The organism is Frankia sp. Cppng1_Ct_nod, from assembly GCF_920656135.1.
Taxonomy (GTDB): domain Bacteria; phylum Actinomycetota; class Actinomycetes; order Frankiales; family Frankiaceae; genus Protofrankia; species Protofrankia meridionalis.
The window spans coordinates 1-13910 of sequence record NZ_CAKKTK010000088.1 but is presented as its reverse complement, the minus strand read 5'-3'; the positions used below and the strand labels follow the sequence as shown (position 1 = coordinate 13910).

2 protein-coding genes are annotated in these 13910 nt (G+C 69.9%); both read left to right on the top strand.

All coding sequences use genetic code 11. The features are described from left to right. Positions 1–3 precede the first annotated feature (3 nt). Positions 4–7485 carry a type I polyketide synthase gene (locus NBW77_RS19130; protein ID WP_250280104.1) on the top strand — a complete coding sequence of 2494 codons (7482 nt, stop codon included), beginning with the start codon at positions 4–6 and terminating at the stop codon, positions 7483–7485. A 47-nt stretch (positions 7486–7532) separates the two neighbouring features. After that, positions 7533–13910: type I polyketide synthase (locus tag NBW77_RS19125; RefSeq protein ID WP_250280103.1), on the top strand; the 6378-nt coding region annotated here is incomplete at its 3' end.

Sequence of the window (13910 nt, the reverse complement as noted above, 5' to 3'; positions counted from 1 at the left end):
GGGGTGAGCGGCACCAACGCCCACATCATCCTCGAACAGGCCCCGGACACCGAAGAACCGGCGGAACAGGACGATGATCCGCTGCCTGCGACGTCGGTGGCGCTGCCGTGGGTGCTGTCCGGGCGAACCCCGGACGCGCTGCGCGACCAGGCCGCACGTCTGGCTTCCGTCCTCACGGACGAGAGCAGCCCGGTGGACGTGGCCTACTCGCTGGCAACCACACGCGCACTGTTCGAGCACCGCGCGGTGGTGGTGGCCGGGGATCAGAACGGATTCCTCGCTGGGCTGCAGGCTCTGGCCCACGGCGGATCGACGCCGGGCGTGGTCGTGGGCAACGCGGCCGGTGCCCGAGCGCAGCTGGCCTTCCTGTTCACCGGACAGGGCAGCCAGCGTCCCGGCATGGGCCGTGAGCTGTATGAGACCTATCCGGTGTTCGCGGCCGCGTTCGACGCCGCGACCACCGAACTGGACCGGCACCTGGCCGGGTGGGTGGACCGCCCGGTCCGTGACGTCGTGTTCGACACGCAGGACACCGGCCTGCTGCACCAGACGGTGTTCACCCAGACGGCGCTGTTCGCGGTCGAGGTCGCGCTGTTCCGGCTGTTCGAGTCCTGGGGGGTGCGGCCGGACTTCGTCGCCGGGCACTCCATCGGCGAACTCACCGCCGCACACGTCGCCGGGGTGCTGTCGCTCACCGACGCGACCGCGCTCGTCGCCGCACGCGCCCGGCTCATGCAGGCCCTTCCCACCGGCGGCGCGATGATCGCCATCCAGGCGGGCGAGGAAGAAGTTCTCACCGCAATCTCCGGGCGGAACGCGGGCGACGCCATCGGCATCGCGGCGGTCAACGGACCCACCTCGGTCGTCATCTCCGGTGACGAGAACCTGGCGGTCGACATCGCCCGCGAGTTCGACAGATCCGGCCGCAAAACCAAACGGCTGCAGGTCAGCCACGCCTTCCACTCCTCCCGGATGGACGGCATGCTGGACGGGTTCCGGCATGTGGCCGAAGGGCTTTCCTACCATCCACCGCAGATTCCGGTCGTCTCCAACCTGACCGGGGGCATCGCCGGCGCCGAGGAGCTCGGCAGCGCCGAATACTGGGTACGCCACGTCCGCCGCACGGTCCGGTTCGCCGACGTCGTCCGCCACCTGGAAACCGCCGGCGTCACCACCTACCTCGAGCTCGGCCCGGACGGTGTGCTGACCGCCATGGCACAGGAAACACTCGCCGAACACTCCGGCGGCGCGGAGACCACAACGCCGGTGTTCGCGCCTGTACTGCGTCGTGACCGCCCTGAACCCGTCACGCTCCTGCACTCGCTGGCCCACGCCTTCGCCCATGGCACCACCGTGGACTGGAACGCGGTGTTCGCCGGCCTGAACCCGCGGCGGGTGGAACTGCCGACGTATGCCTTCCAACGCCAGCGGTACTGGATCGAGCTGTCACCGGCGAGCGGGGACCTCTCCGCCTTCGGTCTGGGATCGGCCGGGCATCCGCTGCTCAGTGCGACGGTCGGTCTGGCCGGCGTGGACGGGTTCCTGTTCACGGGGCGCCTGTCCGTACGGACGCATCCGTGGCTGGCCGATCACGTTGTGCACGGGGCACTCGTCGTTCCAGGTACGGCATTCGTGGAACTGGCGATCCGCGCCGGCGACGAGGTCGGCTGCGACGTTCTGGAAGAACTGATCATCGAATCGCCGCTGATCCTGCAGGAACACGGCGGAGTGCAGGTACAGGTGGCAGTTGGAGCACCGGAGCGGCAGGCGAGCCGGCGCCCGGTCACCGTGTACTCACGCTCCCGGGAGGCCGCCGCGGACACCGAATGGACCCGGCACGCCAGTGGGTTTCTCGGTACCGGCGTAGCAGAGACCTCGTCCACTCCAGAGGGCCGGATAGGACGCGATCATGATGTCTCCGCGCCGCCGGAGGCCCAGGTCCCCGGGTCGCTGAGCGAATGGCCCCCGCAGGGTGCGGCCCCGGTCGACGTCGGGGAGATCTACCGGGATCTGGCAACGGCCGGCCTGCCGTACGGACCGCTGTTCCAGGGGCTGCGCGCCGCATGGCGACGCAACCGGGAGATCTTCGCCGAGGTCGTTCTCCCCGACGAACTGCAGGCTGACGCCGCGTCCTTCGGCGTACACCCGGCGCTGCTCGACGCCGCGCTGCATGCCGCCGGCAGCGGATCGCGTGACAATCCCGAGGGACACAGCCGGCTGCCGTTCGCATGGACGGATGTACGCCTGCATTCCTCCGGCGCATCGGCGTTGCGGGTACGGCTATCCGATGCCGGTTCGCAGGCCTTCTCCGTCCAGGCTGCCGATGTGACCGGCGCGCCTGTGATCTCCATCGGCTCGCTGGTGGCACGGCCGGTCTCGGCTGAACAGCTGGACGCCGCGCGCCCGGTACACCGGGACGCCCTGTTCCGTCTCGACTGGACCACGATCATCCCGCCGGACCCGCCATCCGGGGGGACAGGACCGGTAGGAATCCTTGCGGCCGACGAGCAGACGCTGGGTTGCGTGCTGCGGCCGGCCGGCATCGAGACCCTGCTGGTCGCCGACCTCACCACGCCGACCAGCGGGGCCGCATCCGACCTGTTCCTCGTCTCCGGCATCCCGGAAGTGGACGGTCGGGATGTCGTCCATGCGGCGCACGCCACAGCCCACCGGGTACTCACCCGGATACAGGCATGGCTCGCTCACCCGGGGCCCCCGACGTCACGGCTCGCGGTGATCACCCGCCGTGCGGTAGCCGTCGGGAACGAAGCGCCGGACCTGGCGACCGCTCCCGTCTGGGGCCTGGTCCGTTCGGCCCAGTCCGAACATCCCGGCCGGATCATCCTGCTCGACGTCGACGACAGCGAGGAGTCCGTCGCCGCGCTGCCGGCGGCGTTGGCCGCTGGCAGCGCTGACGAACCACAGCTCGCCATCCGGGTCGGTGCCGTGCATGTGCCGCGCCTCGCCCGGGTCCCGGCCACCGGCACCGGCACCGGCACCGGCACCGGCACCGGCACCGGCACCGGCACCGGCCATCATGTCCCCAACCGCCGGACCGACCCGTGGGACCCGCACGGCACGGTACTGATCACCGGCGGTGTCGGGGCACTCGGCGCCGCGCTCGCGCGGCATCTGGTCGCCGAACACGGCGTCAGACAGCTACTCCTGACCAGCAGGCGGGGTATCGACACTCCCGGTGCCGGCGAGCTTCACGCCGAACTCACCGGACTCGGCGCGCAGGTCGCCATCCACGCCGGCGACGCAGCCGACCGCGAATCCCTCGCCGCGATCCTCACCACGGTCCCGACCGATCATCCCCTCACCGCGGTCATCCACACCGCCGGCGTCATCGACGACGGTGTCATCGGATCGCTGACCCCACAGCGGGTCGACACGGTGCTTCGTCCCAAGGTCGACGCCGCCTGGAACCTCCACGAGCTCACACGGGACAGCGATCTCGCCATATTCGTGCTGTTCTCCTCGGTCGCCGGGGTCCTCGGCAGCCCGGGCCAGGGGAACTACGCGGCGGCCAACACGTTCCTGGACGCCCTCGCCGCGCACCGCCGCGCGGCCGGCCTGCCCGCCACCTCGCTCGCGTGGGGCCTGTGGTCGGATCCAAGCGGGATAACCGGCAATCTCGACGAGACCGACCGAAATCGGATCACCCGCACCGGAATCAGAGCGTTGTCCACGGCCGAGGGCCTGGCACTGTTCGACGTCGCCCAGCGGGCCGCCCGGGCAGCCGATCACGCGGTCCTGGCGCCGGCACCGCTCGACATCGCGGGCCTGCGCGCCCGGGCGGCGACACACGGAGTAGCTCCACTCCTGCGCGGGTTGATCCGGCCCACGCGGGGAACCGCCCAGGCCGGGATGGCCGTCACCGGATCGTCGTCGGTCGTGCAACATCTCGCCGGCCTTACCGGGACCAAACAGGACGTCTTCCTTCTCAACCTCGTACGCACCGAGGTGGCGGGCGTCCTCGGTCACGTCGGGACACACACGCTCGGTGCGGAACGCGCCTTCTCCGAACTCGGGCTCGACTCCCTCACCGCCGTCGAACTGCGTAACCGCCTGAACGCAGCCACCGGGCTCCGGCTGCCGTCCACCCTCACCTTCGACTATCCGACTCCGGCGGCGGTCACCGCCTACCTGCGATCGAAACTTCTGAATGATCACTTGAACGACCGTGTCACTCCGGCCGCCGCGGCCGCGGTCGCCCCGGTGTCGGACGAACAGATCGCGATCGTGGGGATGGCCTGCCGCTTTCCCGGCGGGGTGGACTCGCCGGAGGCGTTGTGGCGACTGGTCGCGGATGGGCGGGACGCGGTCTCGGATTTCCCGAGCGACCGGGGCTGGGACATCGGGGAACTGTTCGATCCGGACCCGGACCGGACCGGTAAGTCGTACACACGCCATGGCGGCTTCCTGCACGACGCGGGAGATTTCGACGCCGGATTCTTCGAGATCTCCCCGCGTGAGGCCCTGGCGATGGATCCGCAGCAACGCCTCCTGTTGGAAACCACCTGGGAGGTTTTCGAGCGGGCGGGTATCGACCCGTCCCCGCTGCGGGGAAGCCGGACCGGAGTTTTCACCGGCGTCATGTACCACGACTACGCTCCGCGGCTCGACGAGGCTCCGCCGGCGCTTGAGGGATTCCTCGGTAACGGTGTTTCGGGCAGTGTCGCCTCCGGCCGGATCTCCTACACGTTCGGTTTCGAAGGCCCGGCGGTCACGGTCGACACGGCCTGCTCATCGTCCCTGGTGGCCCTGCACCTGGCGGCACAGTCACTGCGTACCGGCGAGTCCGACCTGGCGCTGGCCGGTGGCGTGACGGTGATGGCCTCGCCGGCCGCCTGGGTTGAGCTCTCGCGGCAGCGCGCTCTGTCGCCGGACGGCCGGAGCAAGGCGTTCGCCGCCGCGGCGGACGGCGTGGGCTGGGGTGAGGGGGTGGGCCTTCTGCTCCTGGAACGGCTCTCCGACGCCCGCCGTCTGGGCCACCGGGTACTGGCGGTGGTCCGGGGCTCCGCAGTGAACCAGGACGGCGCGTCCAACGGGCTCACCGCCCCCAACGGCCCGTCCCAGCAGCGGGTCATCCACCAGGCCCTCACGAACGCGGGCCTTACCCCCACCGACGTCGACGCCGTCGAAGCCCACGGCACCGGTACCCGCCTCGGCGACCCGATCGAGGCGCAGGCCCTGCTGGCCGCCTACGGCCAGGACCGGCCGGACGACCAGCCCCTCTATCTGGGATCGCTGAAGTCGAACATCGCCCACGCACAGGCCGCCGCCGGTGTGGGCGGTGTGATCAAAATGGTGGAGGCGATGCGGCACGGTGTGCTCCCGAAGACCCTGCACGTCGACGGACCCTCCCCGTTCGTCGACTGGTCGACCGGCGCCGTGCACCTGCTGACCGACCCGCGCCCATGGCCGGAAACCGACCACCCCCGCCGCGCCGGGGTCTCGTCCTTCGGGGTGAGCGGCACCAACGCCCACGTGATCCTCGAACAGGCCCCGATCGTCGACGAACCGGAACGGGACGCCGCCGCGACCACGCCCGTGCCGACGGCACTGCCGTGGGTGATCTCCGGTAAGACCCCCGAGGCGCTCCGTGCCCAGGCGGCACGGCTGGCCGCACATGTCGAGGGCGACGGCGAGCTCGCCCCGGCGGACGTCGCCTATTCACTGACCACCACCCGGGCCACTCATCCGGAACGCGCCGTCGTCGTCACCGACGAACGGGCGGGCTTCCTGGCGGCTCTGCACGCGCTGGCGCGCGGCGAGTCCGCGGCGAACGCGGCGCGCGGCTCCGCCGACACCGCCGGGAAGATCGTGTTCGTCTTCCCCGGTCAAGGTTCCCAGTGGGCCGGGATGGCGGTCGAACTACTGGACTCCTCCCCGAGGTTCGCCGAGCAGATCACGGCGTGCGCCGACGCGCTGGCACCGTTCATCGACTGGTCCCTGGTCGACGTCCTGCGCGAGACGCCGGGGGCGCCGTCCCTGGACCGGGTCGACGTCCTCCAGCCGGCGCTATGGGCGGTGACGATCTCACTCGCGGAGTTGTGGCGTTCCTTCGGTGTCCAACCGGCCGCGGTGGTGGGTCAGAGTCAGGGTGAGATCGCCGCCGCGTACATCGCCGGTGCGCTGTCCCTGAGCGACGCCGCCCGGATCGTCGCACTACGCAGCCAGGTGGCACTCCCCCTGCTCAGCGAGGGAGGCATGGCGGCTGTCGCGCTACCCGCGGACGAGGTGGCCAATCGGATCGCCCGGTGGAACGGCCGGATCTCGATATCGGGGGTGATCAGCCCGTCGTCGGTCTCGGTCTCCGGCGAACCCGACGCACTCGACGAACTGGTCGCCGAATGCAAAGCCGCCGGTGCCCGGGCCCGGCGGATTCCCGTGGCCTTCGCCTCCCATTCCGTACAGATGGAGAAGATCCGTGACAAGATACTGGAATCCCTGGCGCCGCTGACCCCCCGGGCTGGGACCATTCCGCTGGTCTCCACGGTCACGGCGGCACCGGTCGACGGCGTCGCACTGGACGCCGACTACTGGTACACCAACCTCCGGGAAACAGTCCGCTTCGAGGCCGCCATCCGCACGCTGGTCGAGCAGGGCCACGACGTGTTCGTCGAAGTGAGCCCGCACCCGGTCCTCAACCTCGCCATTCAGGAGATACTCGACACGACCGACCGCCCGAACGCCGCCGTCACCGGGTCACTGCGCCGTGACGAGGGTGGCCTCGCACGGTTCCTCATCTCGGTGGCCGAGGTGCACGCGCGGGGTGTCCCCGTCGACTGGACAACAGTGTTCACCGGCTTGGACCCGCGTCGGGTGGCACTACCCACCTATGCCTTCCAACGCCGTCGGTACTGGCTGGACGTCGGACGGTCCTGGGCGGGAGAGATACCCGCTCCCCGGTCGGGCGACGTCGACGGGGTTCTCGCCGCGGAGTCGCCGCAGTCAGGATCATTGCTGATCCAGCGCCTGGCCGGTCTGGCAGGCCCTGAACGCGACGAGGCCCTGGTGGAGTTCATCCGGGCCGAGACCGCCGCCGTCCTCGGCCATGACGACACCGGTGAGATCCACCCGACCCGCGCGTTCCGGGAACTCGGGCTGACCTCGCTGACCGCGGTTGACCTGCGGAACCGGCTGAACGCGGCGACGGGGCTGCAACTACCGGCCACCCTGGTCTTCGACTACCCGACACCAGCCGCGATCGCCGACTACGTGCGGGTCAAGCTGGCTGGAGACGGAATGACTGCCCTTCCATCCGCGTCGGCTGCGCTGGACCAGCTGGAGGCGTCGCTGGAGTCCGTGACCGCGGATGATTCCGAACGTGCCAGGGCCGTCGCGCGCCTACGGGAACTGATCGACCGCTGGGAAAAGAATTCCCTCGCCTCCCGCGATGACGACGAGATCAACATCGAGACGGCGAGCGACGACGAACTCTTCGCGCTCATGGACACCGAAAGCACGATTACCTGAGGTCGCCCGGAACGCGAGAAAGAATTTCATGAGGGAGCTTTTCCGCAATGGCGAATGAAGAGAAACTCCGCGAATATCTGAAGCGTGCGCTCGCTGATTCCCGGCAGGCCCAGAAGCGCCTTCGCGAGGTCGAGTCGAGCAGGCGGGAGCCGATCGCGATCGTGGGGATGAGCTGCCACTATCCGGGAGGGGTGGAATCTCCGGAGGATCTGTGGCGACTGGTGGAGAGCGGCGGCGACGCTGTTTCGGAGTTCCCGACCGACCGCGGATGGGATGTTGAGGAGCTGTTCGATCCGGACCCCGATCGGACGGGTAAGACCTACACACGCCACGGCGGCTTCCTCCCCCGTGCGCCGGAGTTCGACGCGGCCTTCTTCGGAATATCGCCGCGGGAGGCGCTGGCGACCGATCCGCAGCAACGACTGCTGCTGGAAACGGCATGGGAACTGTTCGAACGGGCCGGGATCGACCCGACCTCGTTGCGGGGCAGCAGGACGGGCGTCTTCGCAGGAATCGCCGGCCGCGACTATGCGGCGGGTTTTCACGACGTGCCCGATGACCTGGAAGGCTATCTGATCACAGGTGGGCTGAGCAGCGTCGCCTCGGGCCGGATCTCCTACACGTTCGGTTTCGAGGGCCCGGCGGTCACGGTCGACACGGCCTGCTCGTCGTCCCTGGTGGCCCTGCACCTGGCGGCACAGTCACTGCGTACCGGCGAATCCGACCTGGCGCTGGCCGGCGGTGTCACGGTGATGACCTCGCCACTGGGGTTCGTGGACTTCTCCCGGCAGCGCGGCCTGGCTCCGGACGGCCGGTGCAAGGCGTTCGCCGCCGCGGCGGACGGGACCGGGTGGTCCGAAGGGGTGGGCCTGCTGCTACTGGAACGGCTCTCCGACGCACAGCGCCACGGCCACCGGGTACTGGCGGTGGTCCGGGGTTCGGCAGTGAACTCCGACGGCGCGTCCAACGGGCTCACCGCCCCCAACGGCCCGTCGCAGGAACGGGTCATCCGCCAAGCGCTTGCAGGCGCGCGTCTGGCGGGCAGCGAGGTCGACGCCGTCGAAGGGCACGGGACCGGCACCCGCCTCGGCGACCCGATCGAAGCTCAGGCACTGCTGGCCGCCTACGGCCAGGACCGGCCGGACGACCTGCCCCTGTACCTGGGATCGCTGAAGTCGAACATCGCCCACGCACAGGCCGCCGCCGGTGTGGGCGGTGTGATCAAAATGGTGGAGGCGATGCGGCACGGTGTGCTCCCGAAGACCCTGCACGTCGACGAGCCCTCCCCGTTCGTCGACTGGTCGACCGGTGCCGTGCACCTGCTGACCGACGCGCGCCCATGGCCGGAAACCGACCACCCCCGCCGCGCCGCGGTCTCAGCCTTCGGGGTGAGCGGCACCAACGCCCACGTGATCATTGAACAGGCCCCGGTCGCCGACGAACAGGAGACCGCCACAGACGACAACCCGGCACAGGCACAGACTCAGTCCGTGACCGAAACGGAGCGGACCGTCATCAGACCGGTGCCGTGGGTGCTGTCCGCGAGGTCCCCCGAGGTGCTGCGCGCCCAGGCGGCACGGCTGGCCTCGTTCGTCGAAGCAGCGGAAACAGACGGACCCACGCCCATCGACGTCGGGTTCTCGCTTGCCACCACCCGGGCCGTGCTCGAGCACCGCGCGGTCGTGGTCGCCGAGGACCGGGACGGATTCCTGACCGGCCTCGGCACACTGGCCCGCGGCGGGACGGCGCTGGACGTGGTCGCGGGCTCCACTGCCGCGGCGGGCAAACTGGCATTCCTGTTCACCGGCCAGGGCAGCCAGCGACTCGGCATGGGCCGGGAGTTGCACGAGTCCCATCCGGTATTCGCGGACGCCTTCGACGCCGCAGCCCGCGAACTCGACAAGAATCTCGCCGGGCACGTCACCCACGCCGTCCGCGACGTCATCCTCGCCGCCCGGGACACCGACACGGGTGAGGACGCCGACCTGCTCCACCAGACCGTGTTCGCCCAGGCCGCGTTGTTCGCGGTCGAGGTCGCGCTGTTCCGGCTTCTGGAGTCCTGGGGTGTCCGGCCCGACTATCTCGCCGGTCATTCCATCGGCGAGCTCGCCGCCGCTCATGTCGCCGGTGTCTGGTCCCTCGCCGACGCGGCGAAAATCGTCGCTGCCAGGGGGCGACTCATGCAGGCCCTCCCGACCGGCGGCGCGATGATCGCCATCGAGGGCACGGAAGACGAAGTACGCACGGCGCTCGCCTCGTGGGACGGCACCGACGGTGTCGGTGTCGGTGTCGCGGCGGTCAACGGACCGCGCTCCGTCGTCATCTCCGGCGACGAGAATCCGGCCACCGCCATCGCCGAGAATTTCCGGGCCCGGGGCCGCAGGACCAGGCGGCTTGCGGTCAGCCACGCCTTCCACTCCCCCCACATGGACGGCATGCTGGAGGAGTTCCGTCGTGTCGCGGAAACGCTCGACCACGCTCCACCCCGGATACCGGTCGTCTCCACCCTGACCGGCCGGGTGGCCTCCGCGGACGAGCTCGGCACCGCCGACTACTGGGTGCGTCATGTCCGCCACGAGGTCCGCTTCTCCGACGCGGTCGTCCACCTCGAACAGGCCGGTGTCACGACCTACCTCGAAATCGGCCCGGACGGCGTCCTGACCGCCCTCGCCCGCGAAACGCTCGACCGACCAGGCGGTGAGACCACCGAAGGTCCAGCGGCGGCACTCCTACCCACGCTCCGCCGGGACCGCCCCGAAAACGTCACGCTGCTGACCGCGCTCGGTCAGGCCCACCTGCACGACTCCCCGATCGACTGGAACGCCGTGTTCGCCGGTCTCCACGCCCAGCGGGTCGACCTGCCCACCTACGCCTTCCAGCGTCAGCGGTACTGGCTGGAACCGTCGGCGTCGAACGGCGACCCGTCCGCACTCGGACTGGGGTCGGTCGAGCATCCGCTGCTGGGTGCGGCAGTGGGCCTGGCCGACGCCGGCGGGATCCTGTTCACCGGACGGCTGTCGCTGCGGGATCACCCCTGGCTGGCGGGTCACACCGTGATGGGCTCCGTCCTGGTTCCCGGTACGGCGTTCGTGGAACTGATCCTCCGGGCCGGCGATGAGGTCGGCTACGACACCCTCGACGAGCTGATCGCCCAGTCGCCGCTGGTACTACCCGAACGCGGCGCCGTGGCGCTGCAGGTGGCCGTCGGGCCGGCGGACGGGGAACGACGCCCGGTCACGGTGTACTCGCGACCCGCCGACGCCCCGGCCGATTCCGAATGGACGTCACACGCCGGCGGTGTTCTCAGCGCCGCCGCCCGGGAGCCGGCCGCCATCGGGGAGCAGCCGTCCCCGCTCGCCGAATGGCCCCCGGCGGACGCCGTGGCCGTGGATGTCGAGGGCGTCTACAGCGTGCTCGCCGCGGCGGGCCTGGAGTACGGGGGGATCTTCCAGGGTCTGCGCGCGGCCTGGCGACGAGGTGACGAGCTCTTCGCCGAGGTCGCGCTGCCCGACGACCAGCGGGCCGACGCCGGGCTGTACGGCGTTCATCCCGCGCTGCTCGACGCCGCCGTACACATTTCCGCCTACCAGGGGTTGCAGGACTCGCCGGAGGGTCGGATCCATCTGCCGTTCGCCTGGACAGGCGTGCGGCTGCACTCGTCAGGCGCGTCGGCCCTACGGGTACGGCTGGTTCTGACCGGCCCGGACAGGTTGTCCATGCAGACGGCCGACGGGACCGGAGCTCCCGTCCTGTCGATCGGGTCGCTGGTCGGGCGCCCGATCTCCGTCGACCAGCTGAATGCCACCCGCCCGGCGCACGCCGGCTCGCTGTTCCAGGTCGACTGGAGCACCATCGCCCTGCCGCCCGAACCATTGCACAAGGCATGGGCCGTCCTCGGGGACGACGAGCAGGTGTTGCGTCCCGTCCTGCGGGACGCCGGTGCCGGAACCAGGGTCTTCGCCGACGTCGCCGATCTCGGCACGGCTGTGGAGCTGGGTGAACCCACACCCACGTTTGTCTTCGTGCCGGGCATTGCGGTATCGCTCCCGGACACCGGCGAAAGCCATGCGGACAGCGGCACGGAAGACCCGGATGCCGTACGCACGGCGCATTCGAACACACTGCGGGTGCTCGAATGGATACAGGCGTGGATCGCCGAGCGGCGGGTCGAATCATCACGGCTCGTGGTGCTCACCCGTGGTGCCATCGCTGCGACGGATGGCGAAGCACCTGATCTCGGGTCCGCCCCCGTCTGGGGACTTGTCCGTTCCGCCCAGGCCGAACATCCCGATCGGATCATCCTGCTCGACATCGACGACCACGACGAGTCCATCCGCACGCTGCCGGCGGCTCTGGCCGCGGCCGTCACCGGCGACGAAGCGCAACTGGCGATCCGCGCGGGGGTCGCGCGCGTCCCCCGCCTCGTACCGGTCACGGCGTCCGGGAAACAAACGGCCACCAACATCCCTCAGGGCCTGCCGGCACACGGAGAAAATTCCGATCTCGTACCCTTCGGCCCGGTCAGGCCCCTGGACCCGAACGGCACGGTACTGATCACCGGCGGCGTCGGAGTACTCGGTGGTCTGCTCGCCCGACATCTCGTCGCCGCGCACGGGGTGCGTCACCTGATTCTCACCAGCCGGCGGGGACCCGACACCCCCGGTGTCGCCGAGCTCGTACGTGAACTGACCGGGCACGGCGCACAGGTCACCCTCGTGGCCGGCGATGTGGCCGACCGCGAATCCCTGGCCGCCGTCCTCGCCGCCATACCCGGCGAACACCCCCTGACCGGGGTCATCCACACCGCAGGCGTGATCGACGACAGCCTGATCGGGTCGCTGACCCCGCAGCGGCTCGACGCCGTGCTGACGCCGAAGGTCGACGGCGCATGGAACCTTCATGAACTCACCCGTCACGACGATCTGGCCGTCTTCGTGCTGTTCTCCTCCCTCTCCGGACTCACCGGCGGTCCGGGGCAGGGTAACTACACCGCAGCCAACACCTTCCTCGACGCTCTGGCCGCGTACCGCCGCTCCCATGGCCTACCCGCCTTTTCACTTGCATGGGGCCAGTGGGAGCAGGCCAGCGGCATCACCGGCCAACTGACCGACGCCGACTGGAGCCGGATCCGTCGCGCCGGTCTGAGGTTCCTGTCCGCAGCCGAGGGCCTGGAGCTTTTCGATACGGCACTGACACTCGACCGCGCCGTCCTGGCGCCGTCCCCCCTCGACTTCGCGGCCCTGCGCGCGCGGGCAACAGTCCATGGGGTACCGCCGGTTCTGCGCAGCCTGGTGCGGCCCACCCGGCGTACCGCGCAGTCCGCCACGGCGGGCGAGGGATCGTCCATCGGGCAACGCCTCGCCGGACTCACCGGAGCCGAACGCGGTCAGGTCCTCCTCGATCTCGTTCGCACGGAGGTTGCCGCCGTGCTGGGCCACACCGGCACGGACGTGGTCGGTGAAGGACGCGCGTTCGTCGAACTCGGACTCGATTCACTCACCGCCGTCGAGTTGCGCAACCGGCTCAACACGGCGAGCGGCCTGCGGCTGCCGGCCACCCTCACCTTCGACCACCCCACCCCCGTGGCGCTCGCCGAGTTCATCGGCTCCGAACTCGGCGACACCGCTGACGCGGCGACCCGACGGCCTGCGTCCGGCGCAACCGGCGGACAGCCCGGCGGGGGCGGCGGTGGCCTCGCGTCGCTCTACCAGCAACTGATCAGGACGGGCAGGGTCGACGCCGCCGCACAGCTGATCGTCATCGCGTCACATCTGCGATCGACCTTCGACGCGTCCGTCAGGGACGAGCACGCCTCCGCCCCACTGGCGCTGGCCCGTGGCAGAACACGGCCGAACCTGGTGTGCTTTCCGGCGCTCAGCGCGCTGTCCGGTCCACACGAATACTCGCGGTTCGGTACTGCTTTCCAGGGCGAACGGGACGTGTTCGTGGTGCCGGCGCCCGGGCTGCCGGAGGGGGAAATTCTTCCGGACTCCGGCCGTACGTTGATAAAGATGCACGTGGAAGCGGTGGAACAGGTCGTCGGTGACGAACCCTTCGTGATTCTTGGCCGTTCGATGGGTGGGTGTGTCGCGCACTCCGTGGTGGCCGGTCTGGAAGCGAAGGGAATATTCCCCGCCGGGCTTGTCCTGGTCGACTCCTATCCGATCGACGCTCCGTTCCTGCCAGGTATGGAATGGTGGAACACCGCGCTGTTGACGGCTCTGCTGGATCGCCTCGACCGGTTCGACATGGCCACCCACGACACGCGGCTGTCCACGATGGGCACCTACAACCGGATCTTCGCCGACTGGCAGCCGGAGCCGATCTCGACGCGTACCCTGCTCGTCCGGGCGGAGAAACCCCTGGTCGGAATGCCCGACGACGCCGAGGGCGCGCGGGACTGGCGGGCGTACTGGCCCCTGCCA